At 69.7% G+C, this 23,092-nt stretch carries 22 protein-coding genes; 15 read left to right on the top strand and 7 right to left on the bottom strand.

The genetic code is table 11. The annotated features are described in order from the left end of the window. The first annotated feature begins 151 nt into the window (after positions 1-151). On the top strand, positions 152-718 hold the full coding sequence (locus ABZW60_RS19025) for a GrpB family protein (RefSeq protein ID WP_355478469.1): 567 nt from the start codon (positions 152-154) through the stop codon (positions 716-718). Between the two features lie 6 nt (positions 719-724). Here the strand turns inward: ABZW60_RS19025 and ABZW60_RS19020 are convergent, their stop codons facing one another. Then, positions 725-1,588: a hypothetical protein gene (locus tag ABZW60_RS19020; RefSeq protein ID WP_355478467.1), complete on the bottom strand. Its 864-nt coding sequence runs from the start codon at positions 1,586-1,588 to the stop codon at positions 725-727. A 68-nt stretch (positions 1,589-1,656) separates the two neighbouring features. Between ABZW60_RS19020 and ABZW60_RS19015 the strand changes: the two genes are divergently transcribed. Further along, on the top strand, positions 1,657-2,331 hold the full coding sequence (locus ABZW60_RS19015; RefSeq protein ID WP_355478465.1) for an HNH endonuclease family protein: 675 nt from the start codon (positions 1,657-1,659) through the stop codon (positions 2,329-2,331). 71 nt (positions 2,332-2,402) lie between these two features. Here ABZW60_RS19015 and ABZW60_RS19010 read toward each other — a convergent pair whose 3' ends face one another. Further along, a complete protein-coding gene (locus tag ABZW60_RS19010) occupies positions 2,403-2,888 on the bottom strand; it encodes a hypothetical protein (protein WP_355478463.1) in 486 nt (161 codons plus the stop codon). 289 nt (positions 2,889-3,177) lie between these two features. Then, positions 3,178-4,404, bottom strand: a complete 1,227-nt coding sequence (locus ABZW60_RS19005) for a DUF349 domain-containing protein (RefSeq protein ID WP_355478461.1) — start codon at positions 4,402-4,404, stop codon at positions 3,178-3,180. Positions 4,405-4,642: 238 nt separating this feature from the next. Here ABZW60_RS19005 and ABZW60_RS19000 point away from each other — a divergent pair, with 238 nt between their 5' ends. From ABZW60_RS19000 to ABZW60_RS18980, 5 genes are all read left to right on the top strand, one after another. Further along, on the top strand, positions 4,643-5,332 hold the full coding sequence (locus ABZW60_RS19000) for an MBL fold metallo-hydrolase (protein WP_355478459.1): 690 nt from the start codon (positions 4,643-4,645) through the stop codon (positions 5,330-5,332). Between the two features lie 13 nt (positions 5,333-5,345). Then, entirely contained in the window at positions 5,346-6,692 is a 1,347-nt protein-coding gene (hisS, locus tag ABZW60_RS18995) for a histidine--tRNA ligase (RefSeq protein ID WP_355478457.1), read from the top strand. Then, positions 6,689-8,467, top strand: a complete 1,779-nt coding sequence (gene aspS, locus ABZW60_RS18990; RefSeq protein WP_355478455.1) for an aspartate--tRNA ligase — start codon at positions 6,689-6,691, stop codon at positions 8,465-8,467. The genes hisS and aspS overlap by 4 nt, the downstream gene beginning before the upstream one ends. A gap of 142 nt (positions 8,468-8,609) precedes the next feature. After that, on the top strand, positions 8,610-10,052 hold the full coding sequence (locus ABZW60_RS18985; RefSeq protein WP_355478453.1) for a DUF2252 domain-containing protein: 1,443 nt from the start codon (positions 8,610-8,612) through the stop codon (positions 10,050-10,052). Positions 10,053-10,073: 21 nt separating this feature from the next. After that, positions 10,074-10,805: an ion channel gene (locus ABZW60_RS18980; protein WP_355478451.1), complete on the top strand. Its 732-nt coding sequence runs from the start codon at positions 10,074-10,076 to the stop codon at positions 10,803-10,805. A 3-nt stretch (positions 10,806-10,808) separates the two neighbouring features. Here ABZW60_RS18980 and ABZW60_RS18975 read toward each other — a convergent pair whose 3' ends face one another. Both ABZW60_RS18975 and ABZW60_RS18970 read right to left on the bottom strand, forming a co-directional pair. Next, entirely contained in the window at positions 10,809-11,681 is an 873-nt protein-coding gene (locus tag ABZW60_RS18975; RefSeq protein ID WP_355478449.1) for an aquaporin, read from the bottom strand. 54 nt (positions 11,682-11,735) lie between these two features. Beyond that, positions 11,736-13,082: a chloride channel protein gene (locus ABZW60_RS18970; RefSeq protein WP_355478447.1), complete on the bottom strand. Its 1,347-nt coding sequence runs from the start codon at positions 13,080-13,082 to the stop codon at positions 11,736-11,738. 201 nt (positions 13,083-13,283) lie between these two features. Here ABZW60_RS18970 and ABZW60_RS18965 point away from each other — a divergent pair, with 201 nt between their 5' ends. Genes ABZW60_RS18965 through ABZW60_RS18950 form a run of 4 tightly spaced genes read left to right on the top strand, consistent with a single transcriptional unit; the run spans position 13,284 to position 15,508 of the window. Further along, positions 13,284-14,228 (top strand): glycoside hydrolase family 19 protein, encoded by a 945-nt coding sequence (locus ABZW60_RS18965; RefSeq protein ID WP_355478445.1) that lies wholly within the window; start codon positions 13,284-13,286, stop codon positions 14,226-14,228. A 29-nt stretch (positions 14,229-14,257) separates the two neighbouring features. Then, complete coding sequence (locus tag ABZW60_RS18960; RefSeq protein ID WP_355478443.1) at positions 14,258-14,683, top strand: AraC family transcriptional regulator; 426 nt, start codon at positions 14,258-14,260, stop codon at positions 14,681-14,683. 33 nt (positions 14,684-14,716) lie between these two features. Continuing rightward, a complete protein-coding gene (locus ABZW60_RS18955) occupies positions 14,717-15,142 on the top strand; it encodes a VOC family protein (RefSeq protein WP_355478441.1) in 426 nt (141 codons plus the stop codon). A 12-nt stretch (positions 15,143-15,154) separates the two neighbouring features. Continuing rightward, complete coding sequence (locus ABZW60_RS18950) at positions 15,155-15,508, top strand: GntR family transcriptional regulator (RefSeq protein WP_355478439.1); 354 nt, start codon at positions 15,155-15,157, stop codon at positions 15,506-15,508. Here ABZW60_RS18950 and ABZW60_RS18945 read toward each other — a convergent pair. Continuing rightward, entirely contained in the window at positions 15,493-16,212 is a 720-nt protein-coding gene (locus tag ABZW60_RS18945; RefSeq protein ID WP_355478438.1) for a class I SAM-dependent methyltransferase, read from the bottom strand. The genes ABZW60_RS18950 and ABZW60_RS18945 overlap by 16 nt on opposite strands. A 57-nt stretch (positions 16,213-16,269) precedes the next feature. Between ABZW60_RS18945 and ABZW60_RS18940 the strand changes: the two genes are divergently transcribed. Together ABZW60_RS18940 and ABZW60_RS18935 are read left to right on the top strand one after the other, a co-directional pair. Then, entirely contained in the window at positions 16,270-16,809 is a 540-nt protein-coding gene (locus tag ABZW60_RS18940) for a hypothetical protein (RefSeq protein ID WP_355478436.1), read from the top strand. A gap of 77 nt (positions 16,810-16,886) precedes the next feature. Further along, on the top strand, positions 16,887-18,908 hold the full coding sequence (locus tag ABZW60_RS18935; protein ID WP_355478434.1) for a GxGYxYP domain-containing protein: 2,022 nt from the start codon (positions 16,887-16,889) through the stop codon (positions 18,906-18,908). A 51-nt stretch (positions 18,909-18,959) separates the two neighbouring features. Here ABZW60_RS18935 and ABZW60_RS18930 read toward each other — a convergent pair whose 3' ends face one another. Beyond that, positions 18,960-19,562, bottom strand: coding sequence for a hypothetical protein (locus ABZW60_RS18930; RefSeq protein ID WP_355478432.1), 603 nt, complete (start codon positions 19,560-19,562; stop codon positions 18,960-18,962). Between the two features lie 64 nt (positions 19,563-19,626). Between ABZW60_RS18930 and ABZW60_RS18925 the strand changes: the two genes are divergently transcribed. Then, positions 19,627-20,424, top strand: a complete 798-nt coding sequence (locus ABZW60_RS18925) for a GNAT family N-acetyltransferase (protein ID WP_355478430.1) — start codon at positions 19,627-19,629, stop codon at positions 20,422-20,424. Positions 20,425-20,469: 45 nt separating this feature from the next. Then, positions 20,470-23,049, top strand: coding sequence for an accessory Sec system translocase SecA2 (locus ABZW60_RS18920; protein ID WP_355478429.1), 2,580 nt, complete (start codon positions 20,470-20,472; stop codon positions 23,047-23,049). The last annotated feature ends 43 nt before the right edge of the window (positions 23,050-23,092 follow it).

Genomic DNA, 23,092 nt, shown 5'->3' with positions numbered 1-23,092 from the left:
GGCTGCTGGGCGTCGGGCCGAAGGCCGTCCCGCCGTACCGGACTGGTGCCGCCCGGCACCATGTCCCCGCCGGACGCGCGGGATCTGTCCCGCCCGGTCCACCGCGCCGACCCACGACCGCGGTGGACCGGGCGGCCGGGAGAATGGGCCAATGCCTTTTCCCGATGAGCTGGGTCCTGCGGTCGCGGTCGTCGAGTACGACGTGAAGTGGCCGCTGGAGTTCGAGCATCTCGCCGGCCGGCTGCACGCGGCGGTGGGGGATCGTGCCGTCGCGATCGATCACATCGGCTCCACCTCCGTCCCGGGGCTCGCCGCGAAGAACTGCATCGACGCCCAGATCCGGGTGACCGAGCTCGCGACGGACCTGATCGACCTCCTGGAGTCGGCCGGCTTCCGCTGCCGCCCCGAACCGTGGAACCGCACCGAGACCTCGTACGGCCAGGCCTGCGAGAAGCTCGTCTTCGCCCCGCCCGTCGGCGAACGCGCCACGAACGTCCATGTCCGCATCACCACCGGCCCGAACACGCGGTACGCGCTGCTGTTCAGGGATTACCTCCGCGCCGACGGAGCCGCCCGCGTGGCCTGGGGAGCCTTCAAACAACGCCTCGCCCAGTCCGTCCCCGACCTCTTCGACTACGGCCAGATCAAGGCACCTGCCACCGATGTCCTGATGATCGCCGCCGAACGCTGGTCCCGCACCACGAACTGGGCCTTCTAGACCGTCTCACCACCGCCGCGGTAGGCGTGGTTCCTGGCAGAGGAAGCCGCCGACAGCCAGTTCCAAGGCTGGGTACGAGCCCCACAAGTCGGTACGCCGCACGGAGATGACGTGCCAGCCCAGACTTTCGAGCTCGGTGCGGCGGGTCTCGTCCTTCAGCTGTTGCTTGGTCGACGAGTGCCAGGCGTCGCTGTCGTACTCCAGCCCGAGCCGCCGCCCGTCCACCGGCCGCTCCGGATACCCGAGATCCAGGCGGTAGTCGCGTGCCGGTCCGCTGACCGGCACCTGCAGCTCCGGCTTGCCGAACCCGGCGTCGATCAACCGAAGCCGTAGCCAGGACTCGCCCGGGGAGGCCGCACGTCGGTCGGCCCAGCGCAGCACCTCCTGGCTCTGGCGATAGCCCGAGTGCCGTTCGTGGGCGGCCGATGCGGCGCGGAGGGCCCAGAGGTCGGCTTTGCCGGTACGGAGGAACGCGTCGACGGCGGAGAGCGCGAAGGGTCTCGGGAGCCGCATCGCGAGCTCCACGGCGCTCGCGATTGGGCTGAGGGTCCGCAGGCCGTGCACCGCGACGGTGTCTTCGGCCGTCCGCGTCCACTGGGCTTCAACGAGCTCAGCCGGGCCGAGTGCGGTCGTGTCGATGCCGTGTAGCCAGGCGGCGGCCGGTCCGCAGACGACCGCCTCCGGAGGTGTCAGGAGCCGCAGCGCGTCCGCCCGCAGCTGCTGGGAGTCCGGCACCCGGTAGTCGACGTACACGCCCTTCATCACAGGACGGATATCGCCGAGACCAAGCAACCACTTGAGCTTCCGGCCTACCTGATAAGGACGAAACGGCAGGCCGCAGAAGTAGTACGGGAAGTCGGCAGGCAGCATCGGGACAGGATCGCCGAAACCCCGCGATCCTGCCGGACGTTGTCCACAGCCTGCCCTAAGGTCGCCTGATGCGCCCGCTGCTCGCCGCCCTGGCAGTCCTGTTTCTGACCGCTTGCACGCTTCCGGTGGAAGGCACCGAATCGACACCGGCCCCGCCCAGCACCGGTACGGCGAAGTTGATCACCGCCGAGCTGGCCAAGGTGCGAGTCGTCCCGAACCGCCCGAAGGTCCCTGGCTACCAGCGCGACCGGTTCGGCCAGACCTGGTCGGACAAGCACGCCGGCGTCGGGGGCCACAACGGCTGCGACACCCGCAACGACATGCTGGCCGCACGCCTGACGGCCGTTCAGTACCGCGGCCACACCAAGTGCGTGGTCACCGCTGGGGTCCTGCCTTCCGACCCGTACACCGGCCACCGCATCGAGTTCCGCAAGGCCGACGCGTCCAAGCTCCAGATCGACCACATCTATCCATTGGCCCGCGCCTGGGACATGGGCGCGTCCACCTGGCCCACCCAACGCCGGGTCGACTTCGCCAACGACGAGTCCGCCAACCTCCTGGTGGTGGATGGCTCCGCCAACGCCTCCAAGAGCGACGAGGGCCCGGGGGAGTGGCTCCCTCTCAACCGCACCTACCGGTGCACCTACGTCCTCGAGTACCTCCGGGTGGCCGCCAAGTACACCCTCCCGATCACCACCACCGACGCCACCACCGCCAGATCCATCACCCACAGCTGCCCATGACGCTGCCCACCGCGTCGCCGACACGGTCGCTGCGGCCCCGGCGCCCACGCTCGCACCAGGACCGCGGCGAATCAGTTGTTGGCGCCGATCAAGCGATTGCACATTTGTGCCCAAAGATCTGCGACGACAGGTGGCGGAGCGACGGCTGCGGCGAAGGCCGCGCCGACCCGTGCACCTTTCTGTGCTCCGACCGTCTTTCGTGCAGCTGCGAGGGCCGTTGGGTCGATCGACTCCATGAAGGCGTCGATCTCACCGGATTTCGTACCGTCGTCGCCGAATTCGGTAGCGAATGAGTACACCCCCGCCGCTGACCAGACCTTGCGCACATCCTCGAGTCTCTGTGCAGGAGGCATTGATTCGAGCAACCCTTCTGCACGGAGGTACTTCGCCAACCGCTTTCCTGGGCGTAGCGCCGGGCCGTCTGCAAGTACCACCCACGGAATTCCCATGGATCGGAGAAGCCGGATCGTCGATGGAAATCCGTTCTGACCGTTGACGGCAAAGAACACCACATTTTGATCCTCGCTCGTTGGGAGTACACCACCGTTGAACGTCATCTCGCGTTCCAGTCCTGGCGCGCAGGGCAGGACGGATGACAGCGGCGACTAGCTGGACCGCTTTTCGTCCGCTCGGAGGTAGTCGGACCCGTAACCAGGGCCTGATGGCAGACCACGCCTGCCCGTGGCAGTCGAACGCGAGCGCAGCGAGCAGCACCCCGAGCTGTGCGAGGGAGCCCCGCGCAGCGGAAGCGCCGGGCGGGTGGGAGCAGGTGAAGCGGGCGCGGTGAGGAGCCTGCGACGAACTGAGCGCCCGCGTAGCCTGCGTGGGTTTACTTCCTCAGCTTCCTCAGCTGAAGTCGGACAGCGCGTTTTGGGCCTGGGTGAGCCATTCGCGGCGGGCGGCGATGGCTTCGCGGGCCTCGGTGGCCTTGCGGGTGTTGCCCTGGGACTCGAACTTGGCGGCCTGCTTCTCCAGGTCCGCGATCAGCGACTGGAGCTGCTTGACGGTCGCCTCCGCGCGGGCGCGCGCCTCGGGGTTCGAGCGGTTCCAGACCTCGTCCTCGGCCGCCTTGACGGCCTGCTCGACGGCCCGCAGCCGCCCGTCGACGGCACGCATCGAGTCGCGCGGGACCTTGCCGATCTGGTCCCAGCGGTCCAGGTAGTCGCGGAGCTGCTCGCGGGCGACCCGCGCGTCCTCGACCGGGAGGATGGTCTCGATCTCGGTGAGCAGCGCTTCCTTGGCCCGCAGGTTCTCCACCTGCTCGGCGTTCTCCTCGGCCTGGACGGCGTCCCGCGCGCCGAAGAACTGGTCCTGCGCCGCCCGGAACCGGGCCCACAGCTTGTCGTCCACCTCGCGCGGCGCCGGCCCGGCGGCCTTCCACTGCCGCATCAGGTCCCGGAACCGTCCGGACGTCGGGCCCCACTCGGTCGACGACGCCAGCGTCTCGGCCTCGGCCGCGAGCCGGTCCTTCACCACGGCGGCCTCCTCGCGCTTGGAGGACAGCTCGGCGAAGTGCTGCTTGCGATGCCGGGTGTACGTCGTGCGCGCGGAGGAGAAGCGGTGCCACAGCTCGTCGTCGGACGACTTGTCGAGCCGGGGCAGGGCCTTCCACTCGTCGAGCAGCTCGCGCAGCCGCGTCACGCCGTGCCGCCAGTCGGTCCCGGCCGCGATGGTCTCGGCCTCGGTGGCGATCTTGGTCTTCGCGGAGCGGGCTTCCTCGACCTTGGCGGCCCGCTCGGCCTTGCGCCGCTCACGCTGCTGCGCGACCAGCGGGGTGAGCGCCTCGAGCCGGGTCTGCAGCCCGTCCAGGTCGCCGACCGCCTGCGCGTCCTCGATCGCGCCGGTCACCTTCTTGACCGCGGCGCGGGCGTCGTCGGGTGACACGGTGCCCGCCTGGACGCGCTGTTCCAGCAGCTCCACCTCGAACGCCAGCGCGTCGTACCGGCGGGTGTAGAAGGCGAGCGCCTCCTCGGGGTTCGCGTCCGGCCACTGGCCGACCGCCCGTTCACCGTCCTTCGTCCGTACGAAGACCGTTCCGTCCTCGGCTACCCGGCCCCAGTTCTCTCCGGCCACAACTCGCCCCTTCCGGCGGTATGCACTGCGCTCGTGCCCATTCTGGTCAGTCCCCGGTCCAACCGTGCGAACAGGGGCCCGCCTGGGCGCGTCGAGCTGCCTTCTCGACGCTTATCCCTGAACAATCACAAACTCCCAGCTCAGGCGCAACGGTGTTGCGTCACAATCCGGTTCGAACTCGGCGATTGCCGACCGGTAGCCTTGGTGGGTCCCGATCGCAGCTCCAGGAAGGTCAGTCGTGCTCATCGCCGGGTTCCCCGCGGGGTCGTGGGGTACGAACTGCTACGTCGTCGCCACCGGCCAGGGCGCGGAATGCCTCGTGATCGACCCGGGGATGGACGCCACCCCGGGCGTCGAGCAGGTGGTCCGGGAGAACAAGCTCAAACCCGTCGCGGTGCTGCTCACCCACGGTCACATCGACCACATGTTCTCGGTCCTCCCGGTCTGCGGGACGTACGACGCGACCGCCTGGATCCACCCCGACGACCGGCACCTGCTGGCCGACCCGATGGCCGGCATCAGCCCGGAGACGGCCCGGATGCTGCTCGGCGGCAACCACTCGTTCGCGGAGCCGGACGACGTCGCGGAGCTCGAGGACGGGCTGCGCCTGGAGCTCGCGGGCCTGGACGTCACCGTCGACCACACCCCGGGCCACACCCGGGGCTCGGTCACGTTCACCACGCCGTACGACGGGCCGGAGGACGTGCCCGCGGTGCTGTTCTCCGGTGACGTGTTGTTCGCCGGGTCGATCGGCCGGACGGATCTGCCAGGCGGCGACCATCCGGCGATGCTGCATACGTTGGCCACCAAGATCCTGCCGATGCGCGACGAGATCGTCGTCCTGCCGGGTCATGGTGGCCAGACCACGATCGGCCGGGAGAAGGCGACCAACCCCTACTTGCAGGACCTGGAGATTCCACAACCATGAGCAAGGCCAAATCGTGAGCAAGATCAGCCCTCTGAGCGGGTTCCCCGAATTCCTTCCGCAGGACCGGATCGTCGAGCTGGAGTTCCTCGACGTGATCCGGGAGACGTTCGAACTGCACGGATTCGCCTCGATCGAGACCCGCGCGGTCGAGCCGGTCGAGCGGCTGTCGAACCAGGGCGAGGACGCCGACAAGGAGATCTACGGCGTCCGGCGGCTCGCGGCCGGCGCCGACGAGGACGCGGCCCTGGGTCTGCACTTCGACCTGACCGTGCCGTTCGCCCGCTACGTCCTGGAGAACAGCGGCAAGCTGGTCTTCCCGTTCCGGCGCTACCAGATCCAGAAGGTGTGGCGCGGCGAGCGCCCGCAGGAGGGCCGGTACCGCGAGTTCACCCAGGCGGACATCGACATCATCGACAGCGGTGAGCTGCCGTTCCACTACGAGGTCGAGCTGCCGCTGGTGATCGCGGACGCGTTCCGGAAGCTGCCGATCCCGCCGTTCCGGATCCAGGTGAACACCCGGCAGATCCCGGAGGGCTTCTACCGCGGCCTCGGCATCGAGGACATCACCGGCACGCTCCGGATCGTCGACAAGCTGGACAAGATCGGCCCCGACAAGGTCACGCAGTTGCTGACCGATGCGGGCCTGTCCGCGGAGACCGCCAAGCAGGTGCTGCGGCTGGCCGAGATCTCGTCGACGGACGCGTCGTTCGCGGATCAGGTGCGCGCGCTCGGCGTCCAGCACGAGATCCTCGACGAGGGCCTCGAGCGGCTGTCCCAGATAATGACGGCCGCGAACGAGCACGCCCCGGGTCTGCTGGTCGCCGACCTGAAGATCGCGCGCGGCCTCGACTACTACACCGGCACCGTCTACGAGACCCAGTTGATCGGTGACGAGAGCTACGGGTCGATATGTTCCGGCGGGCGGTACGACTCGCTCGCGTCGGACGGCAGGACGACCTACCCCGGGGTCGGGATCTCGATCGGGGTGTCGCGGCTGGTGCACCGGCTGCTCAGCAAGGGACTGCTGACCGCGAGCCGCCGGACGCCGACGGCCGTGCTGATCGCGCTGAACTCCGAAGCGGACCGGGCCGAGGCCATGCGGACGGCGATCACGCTGCGCGGCCGGGGGATCGCGGTGGAGGTCGCTCCGGCCGCGGCGAAGTTCGGCAAGCAGATCAAGTTCGCGGACCGGCGCGGGATCCCGTTCGTCTGGTTCAGCACCGAGAACGGGCCCGAGGTGAAGGACATCCGCAGCGGTGAGCAGGTGTCGGCCGACGCCGCGACCTGGGCCCCGCCCGCCGACGACCTACGTCCAAGCATCGAAACGCACAGTATTGAATCGCAGAGGGAGAACTCGTGATCCGTACCCATTCCGCAGGCTCGTTGCGTGCCGAGCACGCCGGGCAGACGGTAATTCTGGCGGGCTGGGTGGCGCGGCGACGCGATCACGGCGGCGTGGCGTTCATCGACCTGCGTGACTCGACCGGCACGGTCCAGGTCGTCATCCGCGACGAGGAGGCCGCGCACGGCCTGCGCTCGGAGTACTGCCTGAAGATCGTCGGCGAGGTGTCGCCGCGCCCCGAGGGCAACGCGAACCCGAACCTGCCGACCGGCGAGATCGAGGTGATCGCCACCGAGGTCGAGGTCCTGAACGAGGCGGCCCCGCTGCCGTTCCCGGTCGAGGAGCACCACGCGACGCCGGTGAACGAGGAGATCCGGCTCAAGTACCGCTACCTCGACCTGCGCCGGCAGGCCCCGGGCGCCGCGCTGCGGCTGCGCAGCCAGGTGAACAAAGCCGCCCGTGACGTGCTGGCCGCGCACGACTTCGTCGAGATCGAGACGCCGACGCTGACCCGGTCGACGCCGGAGGGCGCCCGCGACTTCGTGGTGCCGGCCCGCCTGCAGCCCGGCAGCTGGTACGCGCTGCCGCAGTCGCCGCAGCTGTTCAAGCAGCTGCTGATGGTGGCCGGTATGGAGCGGTACTACCAGATCGCCCGCTGCTACCGCGACGAGGACTTCCGCGCCGACCGGCAGCCGGAGTTCACCCAGCTGGACATCGAGATGAGCTTCGTCGACCAGGACGACGTCATCGCGCTGTCCGAGGAGATCCTCACCGCGCTCTGGAAGCTCGCCGGGTACGAGGTGCAGACGCCGATCCCGCGGATGACCTACGGCGAGGCGATGGCGCGGTTCGGCTCCGACAAGCCGGACCTGCGGATGGGCCTCGAGCTGGTCGAGTGCACGGAGTACTTCAAGGACACGCCGTTCCGGGTGTTCCAGGCGCCGTACGTCGGCGCGGTCGTGATGCCCGGCGGCGCCGACCAGCCGCGCAAGCAGCTCGACGCGTGGCAGGAGTGGGCGAAGCAGCGCGGCGCCCGCGGCCTGGCGTACGTGCTGGTCGGGCAGGACGGCGAGCTCGCCGGTCCGGTCGCGAAGAACCTGTCCGAGCAGGAGCGTGCGGGGATCGCCGACCACGTCGGCGCGAAGCCGGGTGACTGCATCTTCTTCGCCGCGGGCCCGGTCAAGACGTCGCGGGCGCTGCTCGGCGCGGCCCGGCTGGAGATCGGCCGGCGCGGCGGCCTGATCGACGAGTCGGCCTGGTCGTTCGTGTGGGTCGTGGACGCGCCGTTGTTCGAGCCGGCCGACGACGCGACCGCGGCGGGCGACGTCGCGGTCGGGTCCGGCGCCTGGACCGCCGTACACCACGCCTTCACGTCGCCGAAGCCGGACTCGCTGGAGACGTTCGACACCGATCCGGGGTCGGCACTGGCGTACGCGTACGACATCGTCTGCAACGGCAACGAGATCGGCGGCGGCTCGATCCGTATCCACCGCGAGGACGTGCAGAAGCGCGTCTTCAAGGTGATGGGCCTGAGCGACGAGGAGGCGAGCGAGAAGTTCGGCTTCCTGCTCGACGCGTTCAAGTTCGGCGCGCCGCCGCACGGCGGGATCGCGTTCGGCTGGGACCGGATCACGGCGCTACTGGCCGGCACCGAGTCGATCCGCGACGTGATCGCGTTCCCGAAGTCCGGCGGCGGGTTCGACCCGCTGACCGCGGCGCCGGCGCCGATCACGCCCGAGCAGCGCAAGGAGGCCGGCGTGGACGCCAAGCCCGAGGAGAAGAAGGCGGAATAGGCAGCGGCTGTGCCGGCCGGACCGTGTGGCCCGGCCGGCGCAGCTGATGGTCGGGTGTCACCCGGGCAGGGTGATGCCAGGGCGACCCGCGTCAGGGTGTCATCGAAGTGCGAGGTGAAGCACCAGGGGAGGGTGACCTCAGATGACAGCGAGAGCGAGCGTTCCGCACCCGGACATCGAGGAACGGCGGTTCCGGGGCAAGGAGGCGCGAGAGCGGGTGCCACTGTCCAGTCACGGCGACTGGAAACCGGCCGCCGACCGGCCCGACCCGGTCGGGCTGCTGGTGGAACAGAACACGACCCGCGAGCCCGACCTGGTCCCGGTCCGGCACGGGCGGATGCTGGCGTCGCCGTTCACCTTCTACCGGGGCGCGGCCAAGATCATGGCCGCCGATCTGGACGGCACCCCGACGGCCGGTCTCGACGTCCAGCTGTGCGGTGACGCCCACCTGTCGAACTTCGGGGCGTTCGCCTCGCCCGAACGTCATCTGATGTTCGACCTGAACGACTTCGACGAGACCCTGCCCGGGCCGTTCGAGTACGACGTCAAGCGGATGGCGGCCAGTTTCACCATCGCGGCCCGCAACAACGGCTTCGGCGAGGCGGACATCCGCGCGGTGACGCTGAGGGCGGCGGCGGCGTACCGCAAGGCGATGGCGGGCTTCGCGCGGATGGGCACGCTGGACATCTGGTACGCGCACCTGGACGAGCAGGACCTGATGGCCGCGATGCGCAAGGCCGCGGCCAAGGCCGGCAAGCACAAGAAACAGGCGAAGGCGGTCGAGCGGGCCGAGGCCACCGGCGTGAAAGCCCTCGAGAAGGCCCATACGCGGGACAGTCTGCAGGCGTTGTCGAAGCTCGGTGAGCTGGTCGACGGACGCTACCGGATCGTCAGCCGGCCGCCGATCGTGGTCCCGATGCGGGAGTTGCAGAGCACTTACGGCCTGTCCGGCGACGAGGTCGAGCAGGGGCTCCACGAGCAGTTCCGTGCCTACCGTGCGACGCTGCGCGACGATCAGCGCCAGCTGCTGGAGCGGTTCGAGCTGGTCGACGTCGCCCGCAAGGTGGTCGGGGTCGGGAGCGTCGGGACCCGGGCGTTCATCGGTCTGCTGCAGGGCCGCGACCAGGGTGATCCGCTCTTCCTGCAGGTCAAGGAGGCGACGAGGTCCGTCCTGGAGGATCATCTGCCCCGGAGCCGGTACCAGCAGCACGGCGAGCGGGTGGTCTACGGCCAGCGGATGATGCAGGCCGCGAGCGACATCTTCCTCGGCTGGACGAAGGGTCTCGACGTCGAGCGGCACTACTACTGGCGGCAACTGCGCGACATGAAAGGCTCGGCCGACGTCGAGGCGATGGTCCCGGCCGGTCTCACCCTCTACGCGCGGATCTGCGGGTGGACCCTGGCCCGGGCACACGCCCGCTCCGGCGATCCGGTCGCGCTGCATGCCTACCTGGGCAAGCGGGAGGATTTCGAGCAGTCGATCGCCGATTTCTCCGACAGCTACGCCGACCAGAACGAGCTGGACTACCAGACCTTCGCCGACGCGGTCCGATCCGGGCGGATCGAGGCGGTCGTGGGCCTCTGAGCTCTGTCCAGGGACAGCGTCATGGCGGACATCCCCGACCACCAGGTGCGGCAACCACGGCGCCGTCGCACCGGGCGGATGCGCGACCTCTTCGGCGCGCCGGACCGCTACGGCCTGGTGCTTGTGCTCATCGTGATCGCCTACCTGGTGTCGGCGACGGCCACGGCGACATGGGCGTTGTCACTGGTGCTGTTCGTGCAGATCGCCACCATCTGGACGACACTGCAGGCCTCGCAGGCCCACCGCCGTCTCCGCGCCGTCGCCGCCGCGGTCCTGGTCGCTTCGGCCGTCGTGGCGATCCTGCAGCTGTTCGTCACTGATGAGCGGTTCGGCAGCGGTCTCATCGCGGTGACCTGCGGCCTGCTGTACCTGATCGCGCCAGGCGTCATCGTCCGCCATCTGGTGCTGCGCCCGACCGTGGACGCCGAGACCTTGCTGGGTGCGATCGCCGCCTACCTGATGCTCGGGATGGCGTTCGCGTTCTCCTACCGGGCCCTGGGGGTCCTTCAGCACGGTCCGTTCTTCGGGGCCCAGGGGGAGGGCAACATCTCTCAAGACCTGTTCTTCTCGTTCACGACGCTGACCACGACCGGATACGGCAACCTGGTCCCGGCGGGAAACCCGGGCCAGAGCCTCGCCGTCGGCGAGATGCTGATCGGCCAGTTGTTCCTCGTGACGGCGGTGGCCAAGGTCGTGAACGCCGTCGTTCCCGGCCGGGGCCGGGAACGCCCGCCCACCGACGACAGCCGCTGACGCTCAGGCGCGCGGCTTCGTGCCGGTCCGCCACTCCACGCCGAGGGTGCCCTGCGCGGCCGACATCCCGCTCTGCCCGCCGCCACGTCCCCGCAGTACGTACGCCAGACCGACGGCGATGACGGCGCCGACGACAGGTCCGACCAGGTACGCCCACCAGGCAGTCCAGTCGTTGAGCACCAAGGCCGGCCCGAGGGAGCGTCCCGGATTCATCGACGCGCCGCTGACCGGTGATCCCCACAACCCGGCCAACGCGATATAGCTGCCGACTCCGAGCGCAGCGAACGGGCCGATCTGCTGGGCGCCGGAGGCGGTCCCCAGGATCACGCTCACGAGCCCGGTGGTCAGCACGATCTCCCACAGCATCGCGGTGGTTCCCGAGATGCCCTGGCCGGGCAGGGTCAGCCCCGCGCTGCCTTGTTTGCCGATCAGCGCGACCAGGAGGAGCGTGGCCAGTGCGGCGCCGACGAACTGGGCGACGATGTAGGCCGGCACCCGCTTCCACGGGAAGTCGCCGCGGAGCGCGAACGCGACACTGACCGCGGGGTTCAGGTGCGCCCCGGACACCGCGCCCATGAACAGGATGATCGCCGCCACCATCAGCGCCGGCGACACGACGCGCGCGCCGTACGGGACCGCGTCGCCGCCGAAGCGCGCGTTGACCATCCCGCCGCCGACGGCGACGAGGACCAGGAGGAACGTGCCGAGCAGCTCGGAGAACAACCGCCGGCCCTCGTAACTCCCGTCCCAGAAGTCGAACTCGTGGGCCACCGAGTTCGGCACCCCGAAGGACCGCAGGGCGACCTCGACGTGCTCGCTCCCTCGAGCTTGCTGCTGCGTCGCGGGTGTGGCCTTCCCGTCCGGATTACCGGCCATGATGGAACCCCCCTTGTCCGGCTGTCAGCATCGCTGGCGGTACCCCGCCCGGCATCACCCCGTACGGGTGAACGTGCCGCGCGCCGAGAGCATCAGCGTGCCGATGTACGCCACGACCACCGACACGATGACGAGCGGCGCGACCCCGGCCCCGGCGTGGGTGAGCAGCAGCGCGAGCACGATCGCGGACAGCGGCAGTCTCAGCACCGCCACGACACCGGCCCCGATCATGACTCCGATGGCCGGCGTCTCCGCGAACCCGGGCAGATGCGACGCCAGCAGGCCACCGAGCAGCCCGAGGAAGATGGCGGGGAACGTCGGTCCGCCACGCGCGGCGCCGAGCGACACACCCCAGGCCAGGGCCTTGACCACCAGCAGCAGCCCGATCGTGCCCAGCGAGACGTTCGCGGCCTCCTGCATGGTCGCGGACATCTCGTCCTGACCCGAGAACAGCACCGCGTCGGCGGGTTGCCCGCTGATCTGGGCGAAGGCGACGGCCAGCAGACCGACCACCAGCGCGGCGACCGGAATCAGCACGAACGGCCGCCGGGCGACCAGCGAGCGGGTGTGCCGCCCCAGCGTCATGACCGCGAAGACCGCGACGGCCGCCGCCAGGGCCAGCGGGACCGTCCAGAGGAAGTCGACCACCTGCGGCGTCGGGTAGTCCGGGAGCGCCAGCGGCGGAAGCGCGTACGCATTGGTACTCAGGCCGGTCAGACTGCCGATCCCGACGAAGACCAGTGAGCCGATGCCGGACGCGAGCAGACCCGGCAGCAGGATCAGCGGCAACGTGGGTCCGCCGAGGCCGGCGGCCTCGATGATGATCACCGCACCGATGACCGGTGAGCCGAAGATCGTCGCGAGCGCGGCGAACCCGCCCGCCGCGGCGAGGACGAGCTTGGCCTGGTCGGGGACCGGTCGCCTGGCCAGGTCCACCAGCGACAACGCCACGCCGCCGCCGAGGGCCATCAGGGGCGCCTCCGGTCCGAGGACCATTCCCAGACCGACCGTGGCGACGGCGGCCAGGACGACGCCGGGCAGCTCGGCCGGCGTGGTCGGGGCGCCGGTCTTCAGGCCCTCGGACGGTTCGTGGCCACCGTGGCCGGGCAGTCTCACGATGGCGAACGCGATCACCAGTCCGCTCAGGACGAGCACCGGCAGTGGCCACCACCAGGGGGCCGAATCGAAGCCGAGCGTCTTCGGAAGGTCGGTGTACACCGCCTCCTGCAGCCAGTGGGTGCCCTCGAGGAAGCCCCACGACGCGATCGACACCACGACGCCGATCAGGGCCGCGAAAACCAGCAGGCCGCGGTACTGCCGGCTTCGCATCAGCACCTGCGGATCGGCGGACCGACCGCCGGTCGCCGGCTCCCCGCCCGCCTGCTCACTCGCCTGACTCATCGCCTGCCCACCCCCTGCGACGATCGCCGCCCCTCGCACCACCATGCGCGCCGCAGACAGGACCTCACAACCCCGCGGCGCCGGCGGGGAGGTTGCGGGGTTGAGCAACCCAGGGGTTGTGGAGGAAACTGGCGATGTCGTGGGAATGCATGGTTAGGTTTTCACGGCACCGCCCCCTCCTACCGCCCCAGGAGTTGTTCGATGCGTCGTTTCCTGATCGCAGTTCTCGCCTGCCTCGGCCTCACCGCCGGCGCTCTGGTCGCCGCGTCACCGGCGTACGCGACCGTTTTCCAGACCTACGGCAGCGGCGTGAACGTCCGCGCCGACGCCTACCTGTCCGCCGCCGTCGTCGGTACCTTGAGCGGTCCGACGTCGATCGACGCCGACTGCCAGAAGGAAGGCGACCTGGTCAGCAACGCCGACGGGACCAGCAAGTGGTGGGCGCATGTGCCCGCCCTCGGTGGTTACGTGACGGTCGTGTACGTCGCGATTCCCGAGGACCAGCTGCCCGGCGTACCGGTCTGCGGCGAGGATCCCCCGCAGACCGGCGACATCACGCTCGCCGACGTGCAGGCGATGTTCGGCAGCCGGATCGCCAACCCGTCGATCGTCGAGACCGGCCTCCCGTCGCTGAACCAGGCGATGCGGGACGCGCAGATCAACACGCCGTACCGTAAGGCCGCCTTCCTCGCCACGCTGGTGCACGAGTCGCGGCTGGAGTACAACATCCGCGAGATCGGCGACACCCGGCCGTACGGCGGCCGCGGGTACATCCAGCTCACCGGCGATTTCAACTACGGGCCGGCCGGTCAGTACTTCGGCATCGACCTGCTCGGCAACCCGGACCTGGCGCTGTCGCTGCAGTGGAGCGCGCCGATCGCCCGCTGGTACTGGACCGTTGCCCGCGACATCAACCCGTACGCCGACGCGCTCGACATGGGCCGCGTCAACGCCGCCATCGGCTACCCGGCGGGCGCCGAGGACACGCGCCGCTGCGACTCCTTCAAGAACGCCCTGCGCTACCTGACCGGCTCGGTGCCGGCCGGCATCATCTGCACCCGCCCGTCCGCCCTGCGGGGCGACACCAGCAAGCTCACCCGCACCCAGTTCGCCGACCTCGCCAAGCAGGGCGCCGGGCTGGGCTGACCCACGCCGGCGCATCTAAGCTCGCTGGTATGAGCGACGTACCGGTGGAGCTGCTGCCGCACCTGCGGCGGGCGCGGGACGTTGCTGATCGCAACTATGCCGAGCCGCTCGACCTCGCCGCGCTCGCGGGCGCGGCGGGGGTGTCGAAATACCACTTCCTGCGGTGCTTCGCGGCGGCGTACGGCGAGACGCCGATGCAGTACGTGACCCGGCGGCGGATCGAGCGCGCGACGGATCTGCTCCGGGCGACCAACCTGACCGTGACCGAGGTCTGCGGGATGGTCGGGTACAGCAGCCTCGGATCGTTCTCGCAGCGGTTCACCGAGCTGGTGGGGATGCCGCCGACGCAGTACCAGCGGACCCGGAGCGGCGCGCGGATCCCGGGGTGCTTCGTGTTCATGCTCGGGCTGAACTCCGCAATTCCGGAGAAGCCGGCGGGCGAGTCCGGGGCCTAACGTCGTACTGACCCCGGATCTCCAGGAGGAACTGTGATCACCAACATCAGCCTGATCAGCGTGTTCGTCGACGACATCGACGAGGCGCTGGCGTTCTACACCGGCAAGCTCGGGTTCGTGCTGAACAGCGACGTGACGCTGCCCGACTTCCGCTGGTGCACGGTGCACCACGCCGATCATCCCGAGCTGGAGCTGCAGCTCGCGCTGCCGGGCCCGCCGCTCGACGAGGAGTCCACGGCGGCGGTCCGGCGGATGATGGCGAAGGGCACGATGCACGGCTTCGGCATCGCCACCGACGACTGCCGCAAGACGTTCGCCGAGCTGGTCGGCAAGGGCGTGGAGTACATCCAGGAGCCGTCGGACCGGCCGTACGGCGTGGAGGCGGTGCTGCGGGACAACTCGGGGAACTGGCTGGTCCTGGTGGAGCAGCGGCCGTACACGGCGGAGGACTTCACCTGAGATGCTGACCGGATGGACATCACAGTCGATCCGGTCGGGCTGACACCGCCGTACGAGCAGGTCCGCTCGCAGATCGAGGCACTGATCCGCGGCGGCGAACTGGCCCGCGGCACCCGGCTGCCGACCGTACGCCAGCTATCACTCGACCTCGGACTGGCGGTGAACACCGTCGCGCGCGCCTACAAGGAGCTGGAAGCCGACCAGTTGGTCGAGACCCGCGGCCGGAACGGCACCTTCGTGCTGGCCTCCCGCAGCCAGATCAACGACGCGGCCACCCACACCGCCGCCGCCAACCTCGCCGCAACCGCCCGCCAGGCAGGCCTCTCCCTCGCCGAAGCCACCGAAATCCTTCACCGCGCCTGGTAACCGAGCCGCGCGACGACATCACCACCGCTCTGGAAGGTGACCTGAAGACCGTTGTCCGCCAGTTCGGCGCGGAGGGCTTCGGGGTGGAGGTGGCGGCGGTGGGGGAGGTGCCAGGTGTTGTCGAGGTGGACCGCGTCGGGGGCCGGGGTGCTGGTCTTCTGGTAGCAGATGCCGGTGCCGGCGTCGTACCGGAAGTCCTCCTCGTAGACGCGGTCGGGGTCGTAGACCGCCGTGGAGAGGATGTAGCGGCCCGTCGGTTTCAGGCGGTCGCGTACGGCGGTGAAGAGGCTGGAGCGGTCCGCGTCCGTGACGATCGACTGGAGGCAGTAGCTGTCGAGCACCACGTCGTACTGCTTCGTTCCGGGTGGCATCGCGCAGACGTCCTGGACGCTGAAGTCGACCTGTACGCCGCGTTCGCGGGCGAAGCGCCGGGCGAGGGTGATCGCCTCGGGGATCAGGTCGATCGCGTCGACGTGGAAGCCGCGCGCGGCGAGGAAGCAGGCGGCGGCGCCGGTGCCGCAGCCGTACTCCAGGACGTCGGCCGACGGCGGGAGGTCCGGGAGCACGCGTTCGAGGAAGGGCCGGTTCGGGAACGCCTCGAAGTCATCGGTCCGGTCCTCGTCGAAGAGGTCGTTCCACTGGGTCAGACCTTCCCGCTCGAGCCGTTGGTAGGCCGCCTGGTGCTCGGCGTAGTAGTACCGCACCCGCCTTAGTATGGCTCGCCGCCGTACGGCGGGCCAGCGTTTTCGGAGGGCGGGCAGATGGGCGACGAGACCGAGCAGGGCGCGGCGGAGGACTCGGCGGTGGAGGCTGCCTACCGTCTCCGGGACGACGCCGAGGAAGCGAAATCGGACCCGGCGGTGCAGGAGGAGTGGATCCGCCAGTCCAACCTGATCTACGGCGGCCTCGGCGCCGCCGGGCTGGTCGTCGTCCAGCCGTTCCTGACCACGTCCCCGCTCGACCTGACCGCGACGATCTGCGTGGTCGCCTTCGCCGTCTCGATCCCGCTGCTCGCGGCCCTCCTGGTCCTGAACAGCCAGGAGGCCTTCCGCCGCCAGGTGACCAGATCCCGCCTGGTCAGCGTCGCCAAGACTCTCGCGGAGGGCTCTGCCTTCGTAGGCCTCACCGCAGCCTTCTGGCACATCTCCCTCCCCGCCGGCATCACCTTCCTGGCCGCCGGCATCTTCGCCGTCGGCGTCCACTCCGCCGGCTACACCAAACTCGAGTACGACGGCTCGTTCCGCTCCCGCTTCAGCCGTCGCAAGCCCTCGGCCGGAAACGATTCCAGAAGTATCGGCTGAGCTATGTACACGCTCTCCTGGGGTTGCTAGATTCCGGGCTGATTTGACATCGATGTCAACCTCAGGGAGTGGTCGCGATGGTTTCGAGACGTACGTTCCTGGCGGGTGGCGGCGCGGTGGCGGTGGGTGGGTTCGGGGTGGTCCCGATGCTCGCTTCCGAAGCACAGGCCGCAGTTTCATCGACGTCCGGCAGCCCCGCTCGGCTGCTGCCGGTGTTCAACCGCCCGAAGCACCTGGATTACGGCGACGTCAGCAAACTCAGCGGGGGAGACCAGACCCTGCTGACAACGTTGCAAGGCATCGTCAACCGTACTGAGCCGGAGTTGTACTTCATCTACGACACCGGCACCGAGAGCGTTCCGGACGCCCGCTGGCTGTCCGACATGCGCCTGCCGAAGAAGCTGTACAAGAACCCGCTCGACCTGGTCGCGAAGTACCGCGGCCGGGTCCGCGGCGCGATCGTGCACGACCCCGACGTACCGGACTCGCTGAATGTGGCGACGACGCTCGCCGGCCTGGAGAACGCGGTCGTCGCCGACGCCGATCAGGCCAAGGCGCATGGGCTGAAGATCGTGAAGGACCTGCGCGGGATGTTCGACGACGACCGCGTGAAGACCTACCGCTGGCAGCTCGACAATCTGTTCCCCAAGGTCACGCACAAGCTGCTCGCCGGCCTGCCGCCGACCCGCGTGGTCGACGTCGAGGGCGTCCAGTGGCTGGAGATCGCCCGCGAGACCCAGCAGATCCGCGACTCGTCGAACCGCGGCACGTACAACCTGGACGTCTCCGCCAAGCTCGGCAAGGAGGCCGTGTACGTCCGGTTCGCGGACTCGTTCACCGACGACGGCTGGGGCGCCTCGGTCCGGCACGTGGTGGTGACCGCCAACGGCGCCGAGATCGCCCGGTTCGAGCCGAACAGCCCGGAGGAGGCGCCGTACCTGTTCGACGGGTCGCACTCGTCGATCGGTGGTGAGGCGAACCGCTTCGCCGACGGCGGCAACTACTGGATCTACCGCTTCGAACCGCCGGCGGGTACGACCTCCCTGGTCGTCACCGTGGAGATGTGGAACCAGTACCTGGTGTCCGCCACCGACACGTCGCCGACGCGCGTCGAGCCGTTCCCGTACTTCCGCGACTACGTGGTGGCCACCAAGGCCCTGGTGAGCTGGCTGCCGCCGGGCGGTGCGACGGGTGACCTGCTGATCGAGCACTACGCGAAGTACCCGACGCTGGCGCCGTACATGGGCTGGTTCGCGAACGACGTCTCCGGCGAGTGGGACGGCGTCGACCTGGCCAGCAAGGGCGGTTCGCCCGTGGTCGCGGCCGACTTCTACATGAACGGCACCGTGCACGCCGGGACCGCGGATCCGATCTCCGACAAGCCCCGGCCGATCCGGCGGATCGACAAGCCGAAGAACAAGGTCTACGTGACGCTGACCTTCGGCGAGGGCGACAACATCCAGTACTGCCAGCGCCGGCTGCGGGAGATCTGGGACGACCCGAAGCGCGGTCAGGTGCCGACCAACTGGACGATCAGCCCGCTGCTCGCCGAGTCCGGTCCCAACATCTACAGCTACTTCCAGCGCACCGCGACCGCCAACGACCTGCTGGTCTGCGGACCGTCCGGCGGCGGCTACACGTACCCCGCGTCGTGGAAGCCGGAGGAGCTCACGGAGTACCTGAAGATGACCGGCTCGTTCATGCGCCGGACCGCGCTGGACGTGATCTACGCCTACAGCGGCCGTGAGAACAACACCTGGGTGCCGCTGTCGAAGGAGATCGCCGAGGGGTTCGCCGAGTACACGCCGACCAAGGGGATCATGCAGACCTGGGACGGCGATCCGCTCACCGTCCGGCAGGGCGGCATTCCGATCACCGGCGGCTGGGGCGCACCCGGCAAGGCGGCGGAGTTCAAGGCCGCGCTGGACCGGCGGATCGCGAACTGGGACGGGGCGAGCCCGCTGTTCGTGTCGGGTCTGATCGGCGCCTGGTCGTGGACGCCGTCCGACATGGCCGAACTCGGGCCGCTGCTCACCGACCCGTACGAGCTGATCCTCGCGAACAGCTTCTACGACCTGCTCAACAGAGTCCTCCCGTAAGGACGCAGGTGCGGCCGCCCGGGTGGGATCGGGCGGCCGCTGGGAGGGCGGTCACCAGTGGTGGGCGACGTCCACCACGAGCCGCGAGTTCGAGCCCGGCCCCGCGAGGGTGAAGACCCGGAACGGGAGCCGGGCGCGGACACCCAGTCCGATCGTCGTCTGACCCTCGAAACTGCCGGCGAACGCGACCTGCCGGAACGTGCTGTACCCACGCACGTCGCTCAGTTCGCGCCGGTTCGCCGGTGCGTACGTCGTCTTCCCGGACGTGCTGTACGACGGGGCGCGGACGACCACCTGCAGGCGCGCGTCACCGCGCAGCGGCACCGCGAAGCCGGATCCGTCCTGGCGGACGGTGCCGACGTACCGGACGTCGTACCCGGCGGCGCGGCCGTTCAGGTCGACGACCAGCCGGTCGAAGCAGGCGTGCCGGCCGGTGCGGACGCCGGTCAGCGGGGACTGCACCATCCGGCCGCTGGCCTCGGGCAACGATCCCCAGCCCGTCGGGCAGGAGACGGACGCGGAGCTGAGCTGGGTGGCGGTTCGGGGGGCGGCGGACGATCCGGTGACGGCCGGGGCCGCGAAGGCGGCGGCGGGCACTGCGAGCACCGCGACCGCGGTGAGGATCGCCTTGGGGGTGATGTGGTGGATTCTCATGATGTCCCCCCTTTCAGGACTTACTCGTTGGACGCCGGAAGGCCCCGGTTGGTTGACTTCGAAGATGACTCCTGACGAACTTCTCGACGTGTTCCACCGCCGGATCCGGCTTCCGGACGCGGATGCGATCCCCGGCTGGAAGCAGGAGCACGACGGCCCCGTGCACCGCTCGTACATCGAGGGCGGCGAGGGCGCCGGGTTCGTCGAGACGCCGCGCGGGCTCGGCGACGACCCGGACGCGGTGATCGCGCGGGAGGTCGCGTTCTTCCGGGAGCGCGGTCTGCCGTTCGAGTGGAAGACCTACGCGTACGACGAGCCGGCCGATCTCGGCGAGCGGCTGGTCCGCGCCGGATTCGCCCAGGGCGATCCGGAGACGCTGATCCTCGGCGAGGTGGACCGGATCCTCGAGCGGCCGTCCGCGCTGCCGTCGAAGGTGCGGCTGCGGGAGGCCGACGGACCGGAGGACTACCACCGGATCGGCGTCCTCACCGACACCCTGTGGCACAACGGGCCGGAGCGGATCGTCGAGCGGCTCCAGGGCGAGGCGCGGATGTTCCCGGACCGGTTGTCGGTGTTCCTGGTCGAGGACGCGCTGAAGGGCCCGGACGGGCCGGCCGTGTCCGCGGCGTGGATCCGGTTCCATCCCGGGACCGGGTTCGCCAGTCTGTGGGGCGGCGGAACGCTGCCGCAATGGCGCCGGCAGGGCCTGTACAGCGCCCTCCTCGTACACCGCGCCCGCCTCGCGAAGGAGCGCGGCTACGAGTTCCTCCGGGTCGACGCATCAGCGGATTCGCGCCCGATCCTGCAGAAACTCGGCCTCCACGGGGTCACCACGACAACGCCTTACGAGTGGACACCCTGACCTGACCTGCGGAACGACACACCGAGGCTGTACGTTGCCTGCATCATGGCCCTGAAAATCGCTTCCCGCTTCCGCCGGCTGCTGCAGCGCCCCGGCTCGATCGATCTCGGCCCGTACGAACGGCTCACCCAGCTGGTCGGCGAGGCGGAGGAATCGGTCCTCTCCCTGACCGACGAGGAGCTCACCGAGGCGGTCGCGGAGCTGCGCACCACCGGCGGCCTGCACGAGGACGAGCAGATCGAGTTCCTCGCGCTGGCGCGGGACGCGGGCCGGCGCGCGATCGGCGAGCGGGCGTTCGACGGCCAGGTCGTCGGCGCGCTGGCGATGCTGCAGGGCCGGATCGTCGAGATGGCCACCGGTGAGGGCAAGACCCTGGCCGGCGCGATCGCCGCGGCCGGGTACGCGGTCGGCGGCCGTACGGTGCACGTGCTGGCGGTCAACGACTACCTGGCCAAGCGCGACGCCGAGTGGATGGGGCCGGTGTACGAGCTGCTCGGCGTGACGGTGTCACACGTCGGCCAGGCGTCCACGCCGGAGGAGCGCCGCGAGGCGTACCAGGCGGAGGTCTGCTACGTCCCGGTCAGCGAGATCGGGTTCGACGTCCTGCGGGACCGGCTCGTCACCGACGTGGCGGACCGGGTCACCGTCGCGCCGGACGTGGCGCTGGTGGACGAGGCGGACTCGGTGCTGATCGACGAGGCCCGGGTGCCGATGGTGCTGGCCGGCGCGACCCGGAACGAGGCCCTCGACGACGACGTCGTCCAGCTGGTCCGGACGCTGCGCGCGGGCGTCGACTACGAGATCGACGGCGACGGCCGCACGGTCGCGCTGACCGACCGCGGCACCGACAAGGTCGAGAAGGCCCTCGGTGAACGTGTTGCCGTAGCCGAGGCAGAAGCAGCTGATGTCGACTCCGAGGACGACGGCGAGGACGAGGACGACACCGCGGTCGAGGCTGAGCGGCCGGTGTTCAACCTGTACGACGACGAGAACCTCGACCGCCTGACCCAGATCAACGTCGCGCTGCACGCCGAGGTGCTGCTGCGTAAGGACGTCGACTACCTGGTCCGCGACGGCAAGGTCAGCCTGATCAACAACAACCGCGGCCGGATCGCGAAGCTGCAGCGCTGGCCCGACGGTCTGCAGGCCGCCGTCGAGGCCAAGGAAGCGGTGCCGGTCAGTGATTCCGGCGAGGTGCTCGACAGCATCACCGTGCAGGCGCTGATCAAGCGCTACAAGTCCCTGTGCGGCATGACCGGTACGGCGGTCGTCGTCGGGGAGTCGCTGCAGGAGTTCTACGACGTCGAGGTCGCGGTCGTCCCGCCGAACAAGCCGAACGTCCGCAAGGACGACCAGGACCGGCTGTACCTGACCGTCGACCAGAAGAACGAGGCGCTGGTCAAGCACATCGGCGAGGTGCACGAGACCGGCCGGCCGATCCTGATCGGCACCCACAGCGTCGAGGAGTCCGAGCAGCTCAGCGACCAGCTCGAGGCGGCCGGGATCGCGCATGTGGTGCTGAACGCGAAGAACGACGCCGAGGAGGCGGCGATCATCGCGGAGGCCGGCGTACCGGGCACCGTGACCGTGTCGACCCAGATGGCCGGCCGCGGTACCGACATCCGGCTGGGCGGCAAGGACGAGACGCACGACAAGGACAAGGCCATCGAGCTCGGCGGCCTGTACGTGATCGGCACCGGCCTGCACGCCTCGCGACGGCTGGACGACCAGTTGCGCGGCCGCGCCGGGCGGCAGGGCGACCCGGGCGGATCCCTGTTCTTCGCGTCGCTCGCCGACGAGCTGGTGACGCGGTACTCCGTGTCGTCGGGCCTCCGGCCGCACCCGGACGGCACCGGCCGGCTGACCGACCGCAAGTCGGTCGGGATGCTGGAGCACGCCCAGCGGGTCGCGGACGGCGCCAACGCGGAGCTGCACCGGACCACCTGGCAGTACAACCGGCTCACCGGACAGCAGCGCGCGATCCTGCTCGAGACGCGCGAGAAGGTGCTGACCGAGGACCTGGCCGCGACGGAGCTGGCCGAGCGCGCCAAGGAGCGGTACGACGAGCTGGTCGACGAGGTCGGCGAGGACGTGGTGAAGAGCGCCGCGCGGCGGATCGCGCTGCGGCATCTGGACCGGCGCTGGACCGACCACCTGGCCTATCTCGCGGACCTGCGCGAGGGCATCCACCTGCGGTCGCTGGCCGGCGGCATCGTGCACCTGAAGCCGATCGACGAGTTCAACAAGTCGGCGATCGCGTCGTTCGACACGCTGATCGAGGACGCCTGGAAGGACGCGGCCGCGACGTTCGCGGACGCGGAGATCTCCGCCGACGGCCTGAACGAGGAGGCCGGCGGGATCCCGCGGCCGACCGCGACCTGGACCTACCTGGTCAACGACAACCCGTTCGGCACCGAGGCCGACCGGATCCTCGGCCGGCTCCGCAACGCGATCAAGCCGGAGTCCGGCGCCGAGCCCGAGGAGATCCTCGCCGAGGAGTTCGACGAGGACGACCTGCCCGAGGAGCTCCGGGACCTCGACGACGAGGACCTTCCGGAGGAGCTCCGCGCCGCCGGCGAAGATGACGCCGACGATGACGACGGGGCCGCGAAGAAGAAGGACTGAGACTTTGGTCTAGGGGTGGACAGCCGTCGGCTCGATGCGGGCC

The organism is Kribbella sp. NPDC003557 (assembly GCF_040610805.1).
Lineage (GTDB): Bacteria > Actinomycetota > Actinomycetes > Propionibacteriales > Kribbellaceae > Kribbella.
This window is presented reverse-complemented; position numbering and strand designations above follow the sequence as displayed.